Origin of the sequence: Geobacillus sp. FSL K6-3411 (assembly GCF_037965715.1) — a bacterium.
Taxonomy (GTDB): Bacteria; Bacillota; Bacilli; order Bacillales; family Anoxybacillaceae; genus Geobacillus; species Geobacillus thermodenitrificans.
Genome location: NZ_CP150187.1, coordinates 720321 through 740085 on the forward strand (window position 1 = coordinate 720321; position 19765 = coordinate 740085).

17 protein-coding genes are annotated in these 19765 nt (G+C 50.3%); 14 read left to right on the plus strand and 3 right to left on the minus strand.

What is annotated here, in order from left to right; translation table 11 throughout:
• Window positions 1-45 precede the first annotated feature (45 nt).
• On the minus strand, window positions 46-183 hold the full coding sequence (gene yhfH / locus NSQ22_RS03685) for a protein YhfH (RefSeq protein ID WP_008879108.1): 138 nt from the start codon (window positions 181-183) through the stop codon (window positions 46-48).
• 152 nt (window positions 184-335) lie between these two features.
• On the opposite strand from yhfH, the gene NSQ22_RS03690 reads away from it, so the two are divergent.
• The 5 genes from NSQ22_RS03690 to NSQ22_RS03710 all read left to right on the plus strand — a co-directional run bounded on the left by NSQ22_RS03690 (window position 336) and on the right by NSQ22_RS03710 (window position 5719).
• Window positions 336-1070, plus strand: a complete 735-nt coding sequence (locus NSQ22_RS03690) for an MBL fold metallo-hydrolase (RefSeq protein ID WP_011886876.1) — start codon at window positions 336-338, stop codon at window positions 1068-1070.
• Window positions 1071-1202: 132 nt separating this feature from the next.
• Window positions 1203-2747, plus strand: coding sequence for a fatty acid--CoA ligase family protein (locus NSQ22_RS03695; protein ID WP_041264243.1), 1545 nt, complete (start codon window positions 1203-1205; stop codon window positions 2745-2747).
• 136 nt (window positions 2748-2883) lie between these two features.
• Entirely contained in the window at window positions 2884-3894 is a 1011-nt protein-coding gene (locus NSQ22_RS03700) for an ABC transporter substrate-binding protein (RefSeq protein ID WP_060475658.1), read from the plus strand.
• 69 nt (window positions 3895-3963) lie between these two features.
• Window positions 3964-4956 (plus strand): ABC transporter permease, encoded by a 993-nt coding sequence (locus tag NSQ22_RS03705; RefSeq protein WP_339264599.1) that lies wholly within the window; start codon window positions 3964-3966, stop codon window positions 4954-4956.
• On the plus strand, window positions 4922-5719 hold the full coding sequence (locus NSQ22_RS03710; RefSeq protein WP_011886880.1) for an ABC transporter ATP-binding protein: 798 nt from the start codon (window positions 4922-4924) through the stop codon (window positions 5717-5719). Before NSQ22_RS03705 ends, NSQ22_RS03710 begins: the two co-directional genes overlap by 35 nt.
• Before the next feature lie 59 nt (window positions 5720-5778).
• On the opposite strand, the gene dat is transcribed toward NSQ22_RS03710, so the two are convergent.
• A complete protein-coding gene (gene dat / locus NSQ22_RS03715; protein ID WP_011886881.1) occupies window positions 5779-6642 on the minus strand; it encodes a D-amino-acid transaminase in 864 nt (287 codons plus the stop codon).
• A 204-nt stretch (window positions 6643-6846) separates the two neighbouring features.
• Between dat and NSQ22_RS03720 the strand changes: the two genes are divergently transcribed.
• Window positions 6847-7563, plus strand: a complete 717-nt coding sequence (locus NSQ22_RS03720; RefSeq protein WP_008879100.1) for an AzlC family ABC transporter permease — start codon at window positions 6847-6849, stop codon at window positions 7561-7563.
• Entirely contained in the window at window positions 7556-7861 is a 306-nt protein-coding gene (locus NSQ22_RS03725) for an AzlD domain-containing protein (RefSeq protein ID WP_008879099.1), read from the plus strand. Before NSQ22_RS03720 ends, NSQ22_RS03725 begins: the two co-directional genes overlap by 8 nt.
• 91 nt (window positions 7862-7952) lie before the next feature.
• On the opposite strand, the gene NSQ22_RS03730 is transcribed toward NSQ22_RS03725, so the two are convergent.
• Complete coding sequence (locus tag NSQ22_RS03730; RefSeq protein WP_011886882.1) at window positions 7953-8543, minus strand: SCO family protein; 591 nt, start codon at window positions 8541-8543, stop codon at window positions 7953-7955.
• 192 nt (window positions 8544-8735) lie between these two features.
• On the opposite strand from NSQ22_RS03730, the gene aceA reads away from it, so the two are divergent.
• The 7 genes from aceA to addA all read left to right on the plus strand — a co-directional run bounded on the left by aceA (window position 8736) and on the right by addA (window position 19761).
• Window positions 8736-10022, plus strand: a complete 1287-nt coding sequence (gene aceA, locus NSQ22_RS03735; protein WP_011886883.1) for an isocitrate lyase — start codon at window positions 8736-8738, stop codon at window positions 10020-10022.
• A 104-nt stretch (window positions 10023-10126) separates the two neighbouring features.
• Window positions 10127-10321, plus strand: coding sequence for a hypothetical protein (locus NSQ22_RS03740; protein ID WP_008879094.1), 195 nt, complete (start codon window positions 10127-10129; stop codon window positions 10319-10321).
• 132 nt (window positions 10322-10453) lie between these two features.
• A complete protein-coding gene (locus tag NSQ22_RS03745) occupies window positions 10454-11002 on the plus strand; it encodes a competence protein ComK (RefSeq protein WP_008879093.1) in 549 nt (182 codons plus the stop codon).
• A 93-nt stretch (window positions 11003-11095) separates the two neighbouring features.
• Window positions 11096-11719 (plus strand): TVP38/TMEM64 family protein, encoded by a 624-nt coding sequence (locus NSQ22_RS03750; RefSeq protein ID WP_011886884.1) that lies wholly within the window; start codon window positions 11096-11098, stop codon window positions 11717-11719.
• A complete protein-coding gene (lepB, locus tag NSQ22_RS03755; RefSeq protein ID WP_011886885.1) occupies window positions 11716-12270 on the plus strand; it encodes a signal peptidase I in 555 nt (184 codons plus the stop codon). Before NSQ22_RS03750 ends, lepB begins: the two co-directional genes overlap by 4 nt.
• A gap of 262 nt (window positions 12271-12532) precedes the next feature.
• Window positions 12533-16036 carry a helicase-exonuclease AddAB subunit AddB gene (gene addB / locus NSQ22_RS03760; protein WP_301336406.1) on the plus strand — a complete coding sequence of 1168 codons (3504 nt, stop codon included), beginning with the start codon at window positions 12533-12535 and terminating at the stop codon, window positions 16034-16036.
• Window positions 16033-19761, plus strand: a complete 3729-nt coding sequence (gene addA / locus NSQ22_RS03765; RefSeq protein ID WP_339264189.1) for a helicase-exonuclease AddAB subunit AddA — start codon at window positions 16033-16035, stop codon at window positions 19759-19761. Before addB ends, addA begins: the two co-directional genes overlap by 4 nt.
• Window positions 19762-19765 lie beyond the last annotated feature (4 nt).

Consider the following 19765-nt stretch of genomic DNA (forward strand, 5'->3'; position numbering starts at 1 on the left):
GGCGGGGCAGCCGGCAAACGTGACGCAAGGGCAGCGTCCGCTCACCTATTGGCGGTAAGCGGAGCCAAGGCAGTCAGAACAGATGTTGCCGTAACATTCATGCTGTTCATCCATTTCTTTACCGCAGTGCATGCATTTTTTGGGCGGTAGGTTTTTGAAAAATTCTAACACTTTTACTAACATTTCGATCCCCTCCGTTGTCTTGGTAGCTTTATTGTACTATAACACAAAACGATGTGTCAATATGTGTTTTAAAACAAAAAGGCGACAAAGATGAAAAAATGAACACAATTGTGTATGATGAAGACAAAATGAATGAAGGGAGAGAACAGGAAATGAAAGTAACGGTCATCGGCTATTGGGGAGGGTTTCCAGCCGTCAATGAAGCAACATCGGCGTATTTGTTCGAGCATGACGGTTTTCGCCTACTTGTCGATTGTGGGAGCGGAGCACTTGCTAAGCTGCAAAATTATACGACCGTAGAAGATTTAGATGCGGTCATCCTTTCTCATTACCATTACGACCATATCGCTGATATTGGCCCGCTTCAATACGCGCGCCTCATCCATAAAACATTAGGAGCTGACTTGCCGGTGCTGCCGATTTATGGTCACACGGAAGACGAGGAAGCATTTGAGCGCTTAACGCATAACGGCATTACGGAAGGGATCGCCTATGATCCGAAAGGGGAGCTTGCTGTTGGGCCGTTTTCAATTACATTTCTAAAAACGGTTCATCCGGTGCCTTGCTACGCGATGCGTATTACCGCCGGCGACAACACGATCGTGTATACGGCTGATTCTAGCTATATACCGGAGTTTGTGCCGTTTGCTAAAGGAGCTGATTTGCTCATTTGTGAATGCAACTTTTACGCTGGACAAAACGCAGCGCCTGCCGGACATATGACGAGTGAAGAAGCGGCAACCATCGCTGAAGGAGCGGGCGTTGGTGAACTATGGTTGACGCATTTGCCGCACATTGGCCGTCATGAACAGCTCATCGAGGAGGCGGGACGGACGTTTCGCGGTGTCATTCGCCTTGCCCGAACCGGTCTTGTCTGGGAGCGATAAGTTGAGCAACGAAAGAACAGCAAAGGAAACGCTTTCTCTTGCTCTTTGCTGTTCTTTTTTTTATAATTGGTATAGTTCGAATTTTTTTACTTATAAAATGAATGGGTATTCATTCATTTTGGGGGGATGATGATGAATTTAACAGCGCGGCTAGCGCAAATGGCGAAACAACTACCAGACAAGGATGCATATGTGTTTATGGGGGAACGATGCACGTATCGGCAATTGAATGCTGCCATATCACAATTTGCTGATGGACTGGCGCAACTTGGCATTCGCCAAGGAGACCATGTCGCCCTGTTGCTTGGCAATTCTCCTCAGTTTGTCGTCAGTCTGTATGGAGCGCTTCGGCTTGGGGCGACAGTGATTCCGATTAATCCGATTTATACGCCGGAGGAGATTTCCTACATTTTACATAATGGCGATGTCAAGGCGGCGATCGGACTCGATTTGCTCGCCCCGCTGTTTGCCGAAGCGAAGAAGCGGCTGCCACTATTGAAGTATGCGATCGTTTGTGAAACGCCACAAGGGAAAGAAAAAGGTATTTCATTGTCGGGAGAGATGAAATCGTTTGCAGAAGTGTTGGCTGCCGGCAGCCCAGATTTTACAGGGCCGGAGCTGAAGGATGATGATGTCGCTGTTATATTGTATACGTCCGGAACGACCGGCAAGCCAAAAGGAGCGATGCTTACCCATAAAAACTTGTACAGCAATGCTCAAGACACGGCGGATTATTTAGGCATTAATGAAAATGACCGCGTGATTGCTGCCTTGCCGATGTTCCATGTCTTTTGTCTGACAGTGGCGCTCAACGCTCCGCTGATGAATGGAGGAACAGTACTTATCATGCCAAAGTTCAGCCCATCACAATTGTTTGCGCTAGCCCGCGAAGAAAAGGCAACGATTTTTGCCGGTGTGCCGACAATGTACAACTTCCTTTATCAACATGAAGAAGGAAGTGCAGACGATTTACGGACGCTTCGTCTTTGTATCTCGGGTGGTGCTTCTATGCCAGTCGCGTTGCTTGAAAACTTTGAGAAAAAATTCAATGTGATCGTTTCAGAAGGGTATGGACTGTCGGAGGCGTCGCCGGTTACGTGTTTCAATCCGCTCGACCGGCCGCGCAAGCCCGGTTCAATTGGAACGAGCATTAAAAACGTTGAAAACAAAGTCGTCAATGAATATGGTGAAGAAGTGCCGATCGGAGAAGTAGGCGAGCTTGTCGTCCGCGGTCCCAATGTCATGAAAGGGTATTACAAAATGCCGGAAGAAACAGCCGCTGCCTTGCGAGACGGTTGGCTGCACACCGGTGATTTGGCGCGCATGGACGAAGATGGTTATTTCTATATCGTCGACCGAAAGAAAGAGATGATTATCGTCGGTGGATACAACGTGTACCCGCGCGAAGTCGAGGAAGTGTTGTATAGCCATCCGGATGTCGTTGAAGCCGCTGTGATCGGTGTGCCAGATCCGGATTACGGCGAGATGGTACGGGCGTTTGTCGTCACGAAAAATCCAGAACTAACGGAGGAGCAATTGCTCGCCTACTGCCGCGAGCGGTTAGCGAAGTATAAAGTGCCGGGTGAAATCGACTTTTTAGAGGAACTTCCGAAAAATGCGACAGGAAAAATTTTACGGAGAGCATTGAAAGAACGGTTGACTGCTTCTCACACTTAATAGTGCTGAATGTTCAGCACTTTTTCTTTTTTTTGAATAGTATATTGAAATTAAAGAGATAAACTTATATAATTTGACACATAAAAGCATAAACGTTCAAAAGGACTAAATTTATCTACATAGGGGGGATCGGATGATGGGCAAACATATGCAGCGGCTTGTGGCGTTATGCGCAGCAAGTATTTTGGCGCTTAGCGGCTGCACTGGAGCGAAAGAAACGGGAAACAGCCAAGGAAACGACGGCGGGCAGGAAGCGAAGGAAAAAACATATAAAATTGGGGTGACACAAATCGTCGAGCATCCGTCACTTGATGCGGCGCGCGAAGGATTTGAGCAGGCGCTAAAGGACAAGGGGCTGTCCGTCAAGTATGATGTACAAATCGCCCAAGGCGACCAAAGCAATAACCAAACGATTGCTACAAACTTTGCCTCCGATGGCGTTGACTTGATTTTCGCCAACTCGACGCCAAGCGCACAGGCGGCGCTTAATGCAACAAAAGACATTCCAATTATTTTTACGTCAGTGACCGACCCGGTTGGCGCCCAACTGGTTCAATCGATGGAACAGCCAGGCGGCAATGTGACAGGTACGACCGACACACATCCGGAGGCGATTCCGAAAACAGTGGAGTTTATTACTAAGTATATTAAAGGTAACCGTGTCGGTATGGTGTATAACGCCGGTGAACAAAATTCAGTCGCCCAAGTCGATCAAGTGAAAAAAGCAATGGAAGGCACCGATTTGAAAATCGTTTCTGCATCAGTATCTACGTCGGCCGAAGTGAAACAGGCGACTGAATCGCTCGTTGGCAAAGTTGACTGTCTGTACATCATTACCGACAATACGGTCGTGTCAGCACTTGAGTCGGTCATTCAAGTCGCCAATGAACATGACATTCCTCTTTTCGTCGGCGAGCTCGACTCGGTGAAGCGCGGCGGGTTTGCAGCATATGGGTTTGACTATTATGACATCGGTTACGAAGCCGGGGAAATGGCGGCGCAAATTTTGCAAGACGGCAAGAAGCCGGCCGATCTGCCGGTTCAATACCCACAAAAATTAAAGCTTGTCATTAACAAAAAAGCGGCGCAAGAAATGGGAATTGAACTCAACCCAGAATGGGATTCGATCGCTGAATATATCGAATAAACGGTTATCCCTCCTTCCGTGAAGGGGGGATTTATTGCCAAAAAGTAGGTGAGAATTGTGTGGACAGCGATGTTTGGTTCTGTGGAAGTGGGCTTGATTTATGCCATCATGGCGCTTGGCGTCTACTTGTCATTTCGCATTCTGGATTTTCCTGATTTAACGGTTGACGGCAGCTTTGTTACCGGCGCATCGGTCGCTGCCGTGATGATTGTCGGTGGAGCGAATCCGTTTGCTGCTTCGGCCGCAGCGCTTTTAGCAGGTTTTGCTGCAGGGACGTTGACAGGGCTGCTGCATACGAAAGGGAAAATTAACCCGCTTTTATCCGGCATTTTAATGATGATCGCTTTGTATTCAATTAATCTGCGTATTATGGGAAAATCGAATGTACCGCTGTTGCAGCAGGAGACGGTCATTACGAAGATCACAGCTGCTTGGCAACAAACTGGATTCGATGCGGTGCTCAATCAACTGCTTTCCTTTACGGGATTTGCACCGCGGACATGGGCTATCTTATGTTCGATGGCGGTGCTAACGTTGGTGGTCAAAGGGGTTCTTGATTGGTTAATGAAAACAGAGGTTGGGATCGCGCTGCGGGCGGCCGGAGACAACAAACCGATGGTAGCGAGCTTTTCCGTCAACACAGATTGGCTCATCGTCTTTGGACTCGGGCTGTCAAATGCGCTTGTCGCCTTTTCTGGAGCGCTTATCGCCCAGTATGGGGGATTCAGCGATGTCAACATGGGGGTCGGGATGATTGTCATCGGTTTAGCTTCGGTGATTATCGGCGAGGCGTTGTTCGGCGCCCATTCGGTTGTGCGCGCGACGTGGGCGGTCATCGGCGGCGCTATCGTTTATCGTCTTATTTTGGCGCTCGCTTTACGTGTCGAGTTTTTGGAGACGGGCGATGTGAAATTGATTACCGCACTCATTGTCATATCGGCGCTCATCGTGCCAAACGTGTGGGCGGCACAAAAAGAAAAGCGGCGGAAAAAGCGGAAAGCGCAGCAATTGGAAAGGGGGGAGCCCGTTGCTGGAGCTAAAACGAATTACAAAAGTATTTAATGAAGGCACGGCTGATGAGAAAATTGCGTTGCGCGGCATTGATTTAACGCTTTCCCCCGGCGATTTCGTCACCGTCATCGGCAGCAACGGTGCTGGAAAGTCGACGTTGATGAACATCATCGCTGGGCGGCTGTCTCCTGACACGGGTGAAGTATGGATCAACGGCCGCAACGTGACGACGCTCAAGGAGCACGTGCGCGCCCGCTATATTGGACGCGTCTTTCAAGATCCAATGGCTGGCACTGCACCGCATATGACGATTGAAGAAAATTTAGTGCTCGCCTACAATCGGACGAAGCGGCGCACGCTTCGCCTCGGCGTCACGAGGCAAAAGCGTGAATGGTTTCGGGAAACGCTACAATCGCTCCATTTAGGGCTGGAAAATCGGCTTACCGCCAAAGTGGGCCTTCTTTCCGGTGGAGAGCGGCAGGCGCTCTCGTTATTGATGGCGACGTTTACGAAGCCGGATGTGCTTTTGCTTGACGAGCATACTGCTGCCCTCGATCCGGCGCGGGCCGAGCTTGTGACCGAACTGACGAAGCAAATCGTCGCCCAACACAATTTGACGACACTGATGGTGACGCACAATATGGAGCAGGCGATTCGCCTTGGTAATCGGCTCATCATGATGGATGGCGGACAAGTCATTTTTTCCGCCGAAGGAAAGGAAAAAGAGGAATTGACGGTCGAGCGGCTACTTGAGGAGTTTCAGCGCATCCGAGGCAGCCAATTCGCCAGCGACCGCGCTGTGCTCAGCTCATAAACAAAACGAGGTGTCCCAAGGAAGAGCGTGGGGACACCTCGTTTGTTCAACTAAGCCAGTCAAGCGTTGCTTGTGGCCGGTTGTGTCGCCTTTTGGTAAGCGGCTTGCAACGATTTTGTTACCGTTCCTGGCTGGCCGTTGCCGATTGTTGTGTCATCGACTTGAATGATCGGAATAATAGCTGAGGTTGTGCTTGTTAAAAATAGTTCGTCTGCTTCGGCAATATCATGAACCGAAAACGCTTTTTCAATCAGTGGGATGCCAAGATCGGCGCAAAACTGCTTCACTTTCGTGCGGACGATGCCGTTTAAAATCCGTTCTGTCGCCGGATGGGTGTACACCGTTTCGCCTTTGACAAGAAACATATTGGACGAACTGCCTTCGGTCACGACGCCGTCACGGTGGAGAATGGCTTCAAACGCTCCACGCTCGACCGCTTCTTGTTTCGCTAGCACGTTCGGCAACAAATTCAAGCTTTTAATATAGCAGTACTCCCAACGAACGTCTTTCGTTAAAATGGCGCGTACGCCGTGTGTCATTTCATCTGTTTTTCTTGCCATCGGTTGGATGTAGGCATACAAATTGGGACGATTTTCTGTCGGGAACGCATGGTTGCGCGGAAAGCTGCCTCTTGTCACTTGCAAATACAAAATCGCATCTTCGTGCACATCATTCATACGGCGAAGCTGTTCAAGCCGCTCGGACAGCTCTTCGGGAGCAAATGGGACAGACAAGCGAATAGCCGCTGCCGAACGGTACAGGCGGTCGAGATGTTCTTGAAGCCAAATATATGCTCCGTTGTATAGGCTCACTACCTCATAGACGCCATCGCCAAACTGCAAGCCGCGTTCTTCCATGGGATATGTTACTTGCTCGCAGCGGAGAACGCCACGTTCGGTCAATACATACGGTTTCACTGACATAAAAGTGCACTCCTTTTCAATTGCGCGAATAATAAATCAATTCGATTATATCATAAATTGATTTCCTCCCCTACTCCCGCTTTGCTCTAAGCGGGGGTTTCCTGATTAATAGAAATAAAAGAATTGACATATGTTCGGGTTGCGAAATGACAGCAATTTTTAGACAATAAACATATCAAACTAGTGAAACGGGGGAATGGATGGATGGAAACGACATGGACGGCTAGTAAAATGGCGCCGTTTCGTCAAGGGATGCAGGCCGGAGTGGCGATCGCCATCGGCTATATGCCGATTGCCCTGACGTTTGGGCTGCTTGCCAAGACGACCGGGCTGACGCTCGCGGAAACAGTGCTTATGAGCGTCATCGTCTTTGCTGGCGCCTCGCAATATATTGCGCTCAGCTTGCTTTCGGTCGGTACCGGTATATTTGAAATCATTTTAACGACATTCATTTTAAACATTCGCCATTTTTTAATGTCCGCTTCCCTCAGCGAAAAAGCGGAGCCGGATGAGCTTTGGAAAAAGGCGCTGTATGCATTTGGCATTACGGATGAAACGTTTTCTGTTGCGGCTATGAAAGAGGGAACGGTCAACGCCTCGTATATGTTTGGATTGATTATGATGGCGTACGGTAGTTGGGTTGTCAATTCCGGCATCGGTTATGCTGTCGGGAAGAGTTTGCCGGAAAGCTTGCAAGACAGCATGTCAGTCGCTTTGTACGCCATGTTTATCGGCTTGCTCGTCCCGGCGCTAAAAAAGCAGCGGAAAACGGTATGGTTGGCAGGATTGGCCGCCGTATTCAACTCGCTCGGTACCTTTGTCTTTCATCTATCTAAAGGATGGTCGATCGTACTGGCGACGCTTCTTTCGGCAGTCGTTGTTCAATGGTTGGCGAAAGAGGGAGGGAATAAGGATGAATAACGCGATCATTTGGATGATTATTGGCATGGGACTCGTCACTTACTTGCCGCGAATGTTACCGCTTGTGCTGTTCGGACGCGTCGAGCTGTCGCCATTTTGGCAAGGGGTGCTGAAAAATGTGCCGTACGCTGCACTTGGTGCACTCGTTATTCCTGATATTTTTTTCATTCAAGACGATATTCTTTTTGGGATCATCGGTTTTGCGGCGGCTGTGATTGCGGCCTGGCTAGGAGCGAATGTCATTATTGTCGTGCTTGCTTCGGTCGCAGTTCTTAGTTGTTATTCTATGCTTATTTAAAGTGTCAATCGTTCAATGCGAATGGTCAATAAAAAAGGGAGCAGACAATGCTCCCTTTTTCATTTCCATAGGTTGCCCGTATATCGAACCGTCATGATAATTCATCCATAATCACTTCGTACACTTCATCAACACGAAATCGTGATTCCCCCATGCCGATCTGTTCAATGACCCGTCCGTCCCGATTGAGCAAGTAAGCGAGTGACGTATGCACCATCATGCCGTTTCCGGGGTCACGGTATTGGAAGTTGAAGGCGTCTGCCGTCTTTTTTGTCTCTGCTTCACTGCCACGCAAAAACACCCACCCTTGTCCATCAGCAGTCACTCCAAACGTATTCGCATATGTTTGCAGTTTTTCCTTCGTGTCGCGTGCGGGGTCAATGGTGATCGTAACGAATTCCACGTCACGCCCGAACACTCCAGCTTTTTGCAGCCGGTCGCGCAGTTTCGCCATCTGCATCGTCGTATTTGGGCAAATATCCGGGCAGTTCGTATAGATGAATTCGACAAGTCGAACTTTTGGAGGCAAGTCGTCAAAGGAATAAGGGGCTCCCCATGCTGTTTCCATCGTCACATCATCGGGCAGACGCATAGCAGACGGTTTATAAACAGCAAAGTAAAAGATGCCGATGCTAATGCCAACAAGCACAAGGGCTGCGACAATCATATACCATTTTTTCATGATCATCACTCCTCTACTATTGATCATACCAAAATGATGGACAGAAAAAATATCGTTTTTATGAACGTTATGCGTCTATTTTCTTAATTAAAAAAAGTTTCAAAAAAACACTTGCATTTTTTTCTAACTGTTATATAATAAAAACCGTAAACATAACAATGTAATATAACAATAGGGATGGGGGAAGGAAAAATGGCGTCATTTGCTGAACGTGTCCGACAATTGGAGGAAAGTTGGAAAAATGAAGAGCGCTGGAAAGGGGTCGTCCGTCCGTACAGCGCCGAAGATGTTATTAAACTGCGCGGCTCGCTTGATATTGAGCATACGCTCGCTCGACGCGGAGCTGAAAAGTTATGGAAGCTGTTAAATACGGAAGATTACGTTCATGCGCTCGGTGCGTTGACCGGAAATCAAGCCGTGCAACAAGTGAAAGCTGGATTGAAGGCCATTTACTTAAGCGGCTGGCAGGTAGCGGCCGATGCCAACCTCGCAGGACATATGTATCCGGATCAAAGCTTGTATCCGTCCAACAGCGTTCCGCATGTAGTCAAACGTATTAACCAAGCGTTGCAACGTGCAGATCAAATCCAATATTTAGAAGGTAGTGGAGATGTTGACTATTTTGTGCCGATCGTTGCTGACGCGGAAGCTGGATTCGGCGGCCAGCTGAACGTGTTTGAGCTCATGAAAGCGATGATCGAAGCCGGGGCGGCCGGCGTCCATTTCGAAGATCAGCTGTCGTCGGAGAAAAAATGCGGCCATTTAGGTGGGAAAGTGCTCTTGCCGACGCAAACGGCGGTGCGCAACTTGATCGCAGCGCGGCTTGCTGCTGACGTCATGGGTGTCCCGACTGTGCTCATCGCTCGCACCGATGCGAATGCTGCTGACTTGATCACAAGCGACATTGACCCGCGCGATCAACAGTTTATTACCGGCGAACGGACGACGGAAGGGTTTTATCGCACACGGGCAGGCCTCGACCAAGCGATCGCTCGCGGACTTGCTTACGCGCCGTATGCCGACCTTATTTGGTGTGAAACGAGCGAACCAAATTTGGATGAAGCACGCCGATTCGCGGAAGCGATTCACGAGCAATTTCCAGGTAAGCTGCTCGCGTACAACTGCTCGCCGTCATTTAACTGGAAGAAAAAATTGGACGACGAAACGATCGCCAAATTCCAGCAAGAGCTCGGTAAAATGGGATACAAGTTCCAATTCGTCACTCTCGCCGGCTTCCATGCGCTCAACTACAGCATGTTTGAGTTGGCACGCGGCTACAAAGATCGCGGCATGGCAGCATACGCCGAACTGCAGCAAGCCGAATTTGCCGCTGAAAAGTACGGCTACACGGCAACGCGCCATCAGCGTGAAGTTGGTACTGGCTATTTCGATGAAGTCGCTCAAGTCATCTCCGGCGGCCAGTCGTCCACAGTCGCCTTAAAAGGGTCAACTGAGGAGGAACAGTTTACAACTGCTTAATGTAAATCAACAATGGATGTAGATGAAGGCCCGGTCTCTCCGGGCTTTTTTAGTGCATAAAAGGAAAAAGATGGCGCACCCTATAGGCATAGGGAGGCGATGGGATGGAAAAGAGAACAAATGATCTGCCGGAATTGATGCCCGCTGAATTTCGCGTTAGTACAGATCTCCATTTTGAACAATGGACGATGAATGAGGAAACGTACGCGGGCGATTCAGTCGGTGAACATACTGCGCTTGAGCAGGCTAATGAATACTTAGCAGCCAAAGAGATCGGCCAAATATTTGAAAATTCATAGCATACCCATGACGATCGTCATGGGTTTTTTTATGATAAAAAGACTAATAATTTTTTTCAAAATATAGAAAAATATAACTTTTGATGGTATGATAGAAGTAGTTATCAGTTGATTAGGAAAGGGGATGAATCGATGAAAGTGAATGAATTTATCGTGCTAGAACATTTTGTCGTAAGCCGTTATACAATGGCAATTCTTCCGTACTTGTTGAACAGCGACATCTATGCAAAAGTCATTGAGGAAGATGGCGAATATATTGTCAAAAAAACGCCAACCGACATCATTAAACAGAGCTGTGATTATTATGGATGCAGCTTCCAAGGTAGAAAAGAAGGAACAAAGGCGTTGATCGGCATCACTCATAAGGCACCGATCGCCGTCGAACCGTCCAATGGAATTTATGTCTTCCCGACTTCTTCCCCGAGAGATTCCGGCTGCGTTTGGTTGTCCCATATGCATGTCTATAGGTATGAACCTGCTAAATATGAGCGAACCGTCGTCTATTTCCGCAACGGAAAAAGCGTATTCCTCGATGTATCCTACAAATCCTTTATCAATCAATTATATCGAACGGCTCAATTGCGGACGAAACTGTCAGACCGAATGGAAGCAAGAGAGCGCAAGCTACAATACATATTCCGCATGCAGCAGAAAAAAGAAAAAGATGTGCCAGAGCATTGATGGTAAAAATGGGCTTTCACAAAGATGAGTTCAAATTGCACGACCGAGCGTGTAAAATAAAAATATAAACGGCATTTGAATGGAGAAAGATGCATGAATATGGAAACATTCGAACAATGGTTCACGCTCGATTACGTGCTTTCCTTGCTCGAACATTACCGCTCATTTGGCGTGTTTCCCGGCATTGCCGCGACGCTGCTCGAGTCGTTTTTTCCGATTTTGCCGATGGTCGTTTTTGTCATGGCGAACGCCGCTGCGTTTGGATTGTGGAAAGGATTTTTCATTTCTTGGCTCGGTGCTTCGCTTGGATCGCTCATCGTGTTTTGGTTAACGCGGAGAATCGGCCGGCAGCGTTTCTTTCATTTTGTCCGCCGCCATCAAAAAGTGCGTCGGTTCATGCACTGGATCGAACGACACGGATTTGGCCCACTGTTTTTGCTTTATTGTTTTCCTTTCACTCCGTCAGCGCTCATTAATATTGTCGCTGGGCTGTCGGGCATCAGCCGCCAACAGTTTGTGCTTGCGGTATTGCTTGGAAAGATGGTCATGATTTTTATGATTAGTTTTATCGGTTATGACATCGTGGCGCTTGTTCGTCAGCCATTGCGCACGGCTGGAATTGCTTTGGTTGTTTTGTTGCTTTGGTATGCAGGAAAACGGGTAGAAGCAAGATTTTCGCTGACAGAAAAACAACATGGCGAGGGGGGTGGGGAATGACGAAAGAAAAGAAAAAGGAAAAACGGAGATATCATTGGCCATGGCTGACCGTCGTTTGCTTCATCGTGGCGCTCCGTTTTTTTGTTTTCAGCAGCTACATGGTAGAGGGAAAATCGATGATGCCGACGCTGCAAAGCGGCAATTTGCTGATTGTCAATAAACTGTCCTACGAAATCGGATCGATCCGCCGATTTGACATTGTCGTTTTTCATGCCAACCAAAAGGAGGATTATGTAAAGCGGGTTATTGGGCTGCCGGGGGACCGGATTGAATATAAAAACGATATATTGTATGTCAATGGAAAAAAAGTTGACGAACCATATTTACGACCGTATAAGAAAAAATTGATTAGCGGCAAGCTGACGGGCGATTTTACCCTTGAAGAGGTGACCGGAGAAAGACGAGTGCCGGCCGGTTGCATTTTCGTGCTTGGCGATAATCGGCTTGGCAGTTGGGACAGCCGCCATTTCGGTTTTGTCAAAATCGATCAGGTCGTCGGCAAGGTCGATCTTCGTTATTGGCCGTTTGAACAGTTTGCTTTCCGTTTTTAGGACAGCGACTTGCAAAACTCGGTTGTCGGAGCGCCAGCTAGAGAAAAACTTTATTTCTTTGCCGAAATTTGCCGTCCGAAGCCCATGATTGGAAACGTGAGCTTCGGGCGGCGTTGCTTTGAAATCTTTTTATGGGATTGCTTGGGGTAACGATGTTTTGATGTTTCGTTGCTGTAGTAGATGAATAGAGCTGATACAGCTCGTCAAATACGAACATGTGTGCTAAAATGAAGGATAAAGGAAATGAATGGTGGTGATTGCTATGTCGCTGCGGTTTTTGCTTGGCCGGTCAGGAAGCGGAAAAACGACTGCCTGCCTTGAAGAAATTCGCCGCCAGTTACAAGAAGATCCAAAGGGAAGGACAATCGTCTATCTTGTCCCGGAACAAATGACGTTTCAATGCGAATACGCGTTAATACATACGGAGGGAACGGAAGGGATGATCCGCGCCCAAGTGTTCAGTTTTCCCCGCCTCGCTTGGCGCGTGCTGCAAGAAACAGGCGGCATGAACCGTTACCATGTTCACGACGTTGGCGTGCAAATGATGATTCGCAAAATTATTGAACAGCGCAAACAAGAGCTGAAGCTGTTTGGACGCGCGGCAGACAAAAGTGGTTTTGTCGAACAGCTGCATGAGATGATCGCAGAGTGCAAGCGGTATTGCTTGACGCCGGATGAACTCCGCCGCCATGCCGGAGTGCTTGAAAGTGGATCAGGCCAACCAGGCCGTCGACTGCTAGCGGATAAGTTAAGCGATGTGGCACTCGTTTATGAAGAATTGGAACGAAGCCTTCTTGGCCATTATCTTGATTCGGAAGATTATTTGCGCTTGCTTGTTGAGCACATCCCCCGCTCCAGCTATTTGCATGGTGCTGACATTTATATCGACGGCTTTCATCATTTTTCCCCTCAAGAATATATGGTCATAGAACAGCTTCTTCACCGCTGTCGGCGCGTCACCGTTTGCTTGACGGCCGATCGCCCGTACGATGTCGGGATGCCGGACGAGCTCGATCTCTTTTACTTGCCCGCACAGACATACCGTCAGTTGCGTGAGCTCGCTTTGGCCAACGATATTATGATTGAATCGCCGGTCGTGCTTTCCGTAAACCGTCGCCACCAAGACAAGGCGCTTGCCCATCTTGAAGAGCAGTTTCATCGCCGCCCGCTGCTTCCGTACGAAGCGGAGACCGACGCGATCTGCCTTTACGAGGCGGCCAACCGCCGCGCAGAAATTGAGGCGGTCGCCCGGGAAATCATCCGTCTCGTTCGTGACGAAGGGGCACGCTACCGCGACATTGCGCTCATCATCCGCCAGACGGAGGCATATCGTGACCTTGTGAAAACAGTGTTTTTTGACTTTGACATCCCCTATTTTATGGATGAAAAGGAGCCGATGCATTATCATCCGCTCATTGAACTTGTGCGTGCGGCTTTGGAGACGGTGGTGACGCGTTGGCGCTATGAGGCGGTTTTTCGCGCTGTAAAAACGGATTTGCTCTTTCCGGTTGACGGCGATTTGGCCATGTGGCGTGAGGCGGCTGATAAGCTCGAAAACTACGTACTTGCCCATGGGGTGAAAGGCGAAAAGTGGACGAGCGACGAACGTTGGACATATCGCCGCTACCAGGCGCTTGACGGGCTGAATGTGCCGCAGACGGATGAAGAGCGGCAGTTTGAAGACAAGCTCAACGAATGGCGTGAGGCGTTGGCCGCGCCGCTTCGTCGGCTTGAGCGCCGTCTGCGGAGAGCTGCCGATGGGCGCGGTCTTTGCACGGCTTTATATCTCTTTTTAGAAGAGTTGCAAATTCCAAAAAAACTAGAGCAAATGAGCGCTCAGGCGGAAGCGGATGGACGCCTCGTCGAAGCGCGCCAACACGAACAAGCGTGGAATGCGGTTGTTGATTTGCTCGACCAATATGTCGAAATGCTCGGAGCGGAACCGTTGCCGCTTGCCGAGTTTGCCAAAATTATCGAAGCTGGGCTCGACCGGCTCGAATTCGCTCTCGTTCCGCCAGCGATCGATCAGGTGATCGTCGCTCAGCTCGACCGTTCGCGCCTGATTGATGTCAAGTATGCATTTATCATCGGCGTCAATGACGGCGTCATCCCAGCCAAAGTGAAAGATGAGGGATTAGTGGCCGAGGTCGAGCGAGAGCAATTGCGCGAACTCGGGGTGGCGCTTGCACCAGGAGGGCGGGAACAGCTATTTTACGACCCATTTTTTGTTTACTTGGCTCTTGCCTGCCCGAGCCGACGGCTATACGTTACGTATCCGCTTGCTGATGGTGAGGGGAAAGCGCTCATGCCGTCCCCGCTCATTAAGCAGTTAGTTCAATTGTTTCCGCGTGTATCTGTTCATTTATGCGGCAATGATCCGTTCGATGCTCCCGAAGAGAAGCCGGAGACGTTTGTCACCGTGCCGCGGGCGACACAGACGTACCTCATCAGCCAGCTGCGGGCGTGGAAGCGAAATTATGGTATCGATCCGCTTTGGTGGGATGTATATAACGTGTTAATCAGTCATCCGGAGTGGAGGGCGCGAGTAGAGCAGGCTGTGTCAGGGCTGTTTTATACGAATCAGGCGGTGCTCAAAAGAGAATGGAGCCGACGGCTGTACGGAAAAAAAATTCAGGCGAGCGTCTCGCGCATGGAGCAGTTTCAAAAATGTCCGTATGCCCATTTCGCCTCGCATGGGCTGCGCCTGAAAGAGCGGAACGTCTTTCGCCTTGAGGCGCCGGATGTTGGACAATTGTTCCATGCTGCCATTAAGCAAATTGCTGACCGAGTGCGTGAACAGCACCTTGATTGGAAACAGCTATCAAGATCAGAATGCGAGCGGCTGTCGGCCGAAGCAGTCGAGCGGATTGCCCCGCTCATCCAGCAACAAGTGTTATCAAGTTCTAACCGCTATGAATATATGAAACGAAAATTAAAAAATGTTGTTGCCCGCACGACGCACGTATTGAGTGAACATGCGCGGGCAAGCGGCTTTGCTCCGGTCGGGTTCGAGTTGTCGTTCGGACCGGGCGGCGACTTGCCCCCGCTTCGTTTCCAGCTTCGCGACGGAACAGTGATGGAGCTCGTCGGACGAATCGACCGCGTTGATAAGGCGGAAAGCAGCCAGGGCGTGCTCCTTCGTATCATCGATTACAAATCGAGCGCCAAAACGCTCGATTTGACGGAAGTATATTACGGCTTAGCGCTGCAAATGTTCACGTATTTGGATATTGTGCTGACGTACGCTGAACAGCTTGTTGGAGAGCCAGCGTTGCCGGCAGGGGTTCTTTATTTCCATATCCACAATCCGATTATTCAAGCCAAGCAATGGCTTGACAATGAAATGGAAGTGGCGAGAAAGTTGCTTGAGCCGTTCCGGATGCGCGGGCTGTTGCTCGCCGATGCCGAGACAATTCGGCTGATGGACAGCCAAACAGAAAACGGGCAATGGTCGCTCATTGTGCCTGCCCAGCTGACGAGAACCGGAGCGATCCACTCGCGTTCTTCAGTGGCGAGCGCCTCTGATTTTGCCGCGTTGCGCCAACACGTCCGCCGCTTGTTTGTGGATATTGGTGGGCAAATTGCCGACGGGGTCGTCTCGATCGCCCCGTACAAGCTGAAAAACAAAACGGCGTGCGAGTTTTGCGCCTTTAAACCGGTATGCCAATTTGATGAGGCACTGTCCGGCAATGGATATCGGAAACTCACGCCACAGACGAAGGATGCGGTGATCGAAACATTAGGGAAAAGGGAGGAAGAGTCATGAACGCCACGTTTCGCCCGAAGCCCGCTGGAAGTCGGTGGACGGATGAACAATGGAAGGCGATTGCAGCCGGCGGCCGGGATATTCTCGTCGCTGCGGCGGCCGGATCGGGAAAAACGGCTGTTCTCGTCGAGCGAATTATTCAAAAGGTGACGGCGGAAGAAGGGGCGGTCGATATCGATCGCCTGCTCGTCGTCACGTTTACGAATGCGGCAGCGGCCGAAATGAAAGCGAGGATTGGCGAAGCGCTTGAACGGGAGCTTGCCAATCGGCCGCATTCGCTCCATTTGCGGCGTCAACTCAGTTTGCTCAACCGCGCTTCGATTTCGACGCTCCATTCGTTTTGTTTGGATGTGATCCGCAAGTATTATTATTTGCTCGATTTGGACCCGTCGTTCCGCATTGCCGATGAGACGGAAATCGAGCTGTTGAAAGAAGATGTCCTTGAGGAACTGCTTGAGGAGGAATACGGGAAGGCGGACAATGAGCGCTTTTTCGCTGTTGTCGATGCCTATACCGGTGACCGCAGTGACGCGGAGCTGCAGGAGATGATTTTGGCGCTTTACGAATTCTCCCGTTCCCATCCGGCACCGGACGAATGGTTGGCCGATTTAGTATCGATGTATGATGTCGATGAACAAACGAATGTCGAGACGCTGCCACCGGCACGCTATATCGCCCAACACGCAGCGATGGAGTTGGCGGCGGCTAAGCGGTTTATCGGCTTGGCTTTGGCGCTTGCCGAGAAAGAAAGCGGGCCAAAGCCGTACGAGAAGCGGCTGCGCGAAGATATGGACTTAATCGCTGATTTGGAAAGACGGCTGTCCGGGTCGTGGGATGAGCTATATCATGCGTTGCAATCGCTGTCGTTTGGTCGTCTTCCTCCTTGCCGCGGCGACGGATTTGACGCAGAACTCATCGATGAAGCGAAATCGTTGCGTGATCAGGCGAAGAAGAAAATCGAAGCACTGCGCGACAACGTGTTTTCGCTCCATCCATCCGCCTGGCTTCGCCACATGCGTGAGATGAAGCCGGTCGTCGAAACGATCGCCGCTCTTGTCCGCCGTTTTTCCGCCATGTTTGAAGCAGCGAAACGGGAGAAAGGGATCGTCGATTTTTCCGACTTAGAGCATTACTGTTTGCGCATTTTGCGGCAGTACGATCCGGAAACTGGCGAATGGCAGCCGTCATCCGCGGCTTTGGAATACCAGGCACAGTTTGATGAAGTACTCGTTGATGAATATCAAGATACGAACCTTGTCCAAGAAACGATTTTGCAGCTCGTCAAAAAAGGAAGCGAGCGAACGGGCAACTTGTTTATGGTTGGCGATGTCAAGCAGTCGATTTACCGATTCCGCCTCGCTGAGCCGATGCTGTTTCTTGATAAGTACAAACGGTTTACCGCTGATGGAGAAGCAGGAGGAATGAAAATCGACTTGGCGAGCAACTTCCGTAGCCGTGCTGAGGTGCTTGATGGAACGAATTTTTTATTTGCACAAATCATGGGGGAAGCGGTCGGGGAAATGGTTTACGATGAGGCGGCGCAGCTCAAGTACGGCGCCGATTATCCGGAGGGAACGGATGCCGTTCCGGAAGTGATGATCATCGATCGGCAGCGTACGTCGGAAGAGGACGAAGAGGAAACAGCCGAACTTGAGGCGGCCGAGCTTGAGTCGCGTTTGATGGCGGAAAAAATTAAAGAGATCGTTTCCCGCCCGTTTTATGTGTATGACCGCTCAAGTGGACAACAGCGGCGCGCCATGTATCGCGATATCGTTGTGCTCGTCCGTTCGATGACAAATGCGCCGCAAATGATTGAACAGCTGCAGGCGCAGGGCATTCCGGCCGCCGCTGATTTATCATCTGGTTATTTTCAGGCGACGGAAATTTCGGTTATGTTGTCGCTGTTGAAAGTGATCGACAACCCGTATCAAGATATTCCGCTAGCGGCTGTGCTTCGCTCACCACTATTCCGGTTTGATGAAAATGAGCTTGCTATGATCCGCCTCAGCGACCCAAAAGGCACGTTTTTCGAGGCGTTGCAAGCGTTTTGTCAAAAAACAGCAGAAACGGGTGAGGAAGAGAACGCTAAGGAAAAAGCGATTTCCTTTCTCAACAAGTTGGAAGAATGGCGTACGATGGCGCGCCGCCGTTCATTAGCGGATCTGATTTGGCAGCTGTATCGAGACACACAATTTTATGATTTTGTTGGCGCTTTGCCGGGCGGAAAGCAGCGGCAAGCCAATTTGCGCGCCTTGTATGATCGCGCCCGGCAATATGAATCGACGTCATTTCGAGGGCTGTTCCGCTTTCTCCGCTTCATTGAACGGCTGCAAGAGCGCGGCGATGACTTGGGGGCGGCCCGTCCGCTTGGCGATCAGGAAGATGTCGTGCGCGTCATGACGATCCATAGCAGCAAAGGACTCGAATTTCCGATCGTTTTTCTTGTTGGACTTGCCCGCCCGTTTTATACGCGCGACTTGCATTCCCCGTATTTGCTTGATAAAGAGCTCGGTTTTGCCGCCCGGTTTGTCCATCCGCGGCTGCGCATCAGCTATCCGACGCTGCCGCTGTTGGCCATTCAAGTGAAAAAGCGGCTTGAGCTGCTTGCCGAGGAAATGCGCATTTTGTACGTCGCGCTCACAAGGGCGAAAGAGAAGCTGTACTTGCTTGCTTCCGTCAACGATGCGGATAAGGAGATTGAAAAATGGAAAGGGGTAGCTGCTGAAAGCGGTTGGCTCCTTCCTGACGATGTGCGTGCATCAGCCCGCTCGTACTTAGATTGGATCGGTCGAGCGCTCATCCGCCATCGAGACGGGCGTTCTTTAGTCGAGGTGAATCGGCCGGACGAAATTGCTTTCCATCCGTCGGTGTGGCGTTTTGAGATCGTGTCGGCGGCCAAACTTCGCAACGCTGAGGTATCAACCGATCGGGAGGATGGCGGCGCGCTTGTTGCGCTCGAACAAGGCCGCCCTGTTCCAACTCAAGGGGAATGGGAAGAGGAAGCAAGGCGGCGCTTATTGTGGCGGTATCGCTACGGCAAGGAGACGGTCGTGCGCGCTAAGCAGTCAGTCTCAGAACTGAAAGAACAGCAGGCGTTATTTGGCGAACAGGCGGACGAATGGCTGCCGCGCAAAGGGACGGCACCGCTGTTCTCCCGGCCGCGTTTTATGCAGGAAAAAACGTTGACACCGGCCGAAAAAGGAACTGCGCTTCATGTGGTCATGCGCCATCTCGACTTGCACGCACCGATGGACGAATCGTCAATCCGCAGCCAAATCATTCGGCTTGTGGAAAAAGAATTGCTGTCGGCTGAGCAAGCGGAAACGGTCGATGCCGCCGCGATCGTCGCCTTTTTCGCCACGGACATCGGCCGCCGTCTTTGCGCCGCCCGCGAAGTATACCGAGAAGTGCCGTTCAGCTTAGGGCTTCCGGCTGACGAGCTATACGGCAGCGAAGGGATGGAGAGCGGCCGCCGCCTGCTCGTGCAAGGGGTGGTCGATTGCGTGTTTGCCGATGAACGCGGTTATGTGGTGATCGACTATAAGACGGATGAGGTGACGGGCCGTTTTGCCGGCCAAAAAGAGGAGGCGACCCGCTTTTTGCTTGGTCGTTACGGGGGACAAATGCGCCTCTACCGGCGGGCCATTGAACAAATTTGGCGCGTGCCGGTGGCGGAATGTTACTTATATTCGTTTGACGGTGAATATTTTCTTGCAGTGGAGTGAAGCG

Bases quoted from the DNA above. Each gene is read 5' to 3' on its own strand.
- yhfH (WP_008879108.1), bottom strand. From the start codon at position 183: ATGTTAGTAAAAGTGTTAGAATTTTTCAAAAACCTACCGCCCAAAAAA.
- NSQ22_RS03690 (WP_011886876.1), top strand. From the start codon at position 336: ATGAAAGTAACGGTCATCGGCTATTGGGGAGGGTTTCCAGCCGTCAAT.
- NSQ22_RS03695 (WP_041264243.1), top strand. From the start codon at position 1,203: ATGAATTTAACAGCGCGGCTAGCGCAAATGGCGAAACAACTACCAGAC.
- NSQ22_RS03700 (WP_060475658.1), top strand. From the start codon at position 2,884: ATGGGCAAACATATGCAGCGGCTTGTGGCGTTATGCGCAGCAAGTATT.
- NSQ22_RS03705 (WP_339264599.1), top strand. From the start codon at position 3,964: ATGTTTGGTTCTGTGGAAGTGGGCTTGATTTATGCCATCATGGCGCTT.
- dat (WP_011886881.1), bottom strand. From the start codon at position 6,642: ATGTCAGTGAAACCGTATGTATTGACCGAACGTGGCGTTCTCCGCTGC.
- NSQ22_RS03720 (WP_008879100.1), top strand. From the start codon at position 6,847: ATGGAAACGACATGGACGGCTAGTAAAATGGCGCCGTTTCGTCAAGGG.
- NSQ22_RS03725 (WP_008879099.1), top strand. From the start codon at position 7,556: ATGAATAACGCGATCATTTGGATGATTATTGGCATGGGACTCGTCACT.
- NSQ22_RS03730 (WP_011886882.1), bottom strand. From the start codon at position 8,543: ATGAAAAAATGGTATATGATTGTCGCAGCCCTTGTGCTTGTTGGCATT.
- aceA (WP_011886883.1), top strand. From the start codon at position 8,736: ATGGCGTCATTTGCTGAACGTGTCCGACAATTGGAGGAAAGTTGGAAA.
- NSQ22_RS03740 (WP_008879094.1), top strand. From the start codon at position 10,127: ATGGAAAAGAGAACAAATGATCTGCCGGAATTGATGCCCGCTGAATTT.
- NSQ22_RS03745 (WP_008879093.1), top strand. From the start codon at position 10,454: ATGAAAGTGAATGAATTTATCGTGCTAGAACATTTTGTCGTAAGCCGT.
- NSQ22_RS03750 (WP_011886884.1), top strand. From the start codon at position 11,096: ATGAATATGGAAACATTCGAACAATGGTTCACGCTCGATTACGTGCTT.
- lepB (WP_011886885.1), top strand. From the start codon at position 11,716: ATGACGAAAGAAAAGAAAAAGGAAAAACGGAGATATCATTGGCCATGG.
- addB (WP_301336406.1), top strand. From the start codon at position 12,533: ATGTCGCTGCGGTTTTTGCTTGGCCGGTCAGGAAGCGGAAAAACGACT.
- addA (WP_339264189.1), top strand. From the start codon at position 16,033: ATGAACGCCACGTTTCGCCCGAAGCCCGCTGGAAGTCGGTGGACGGAT.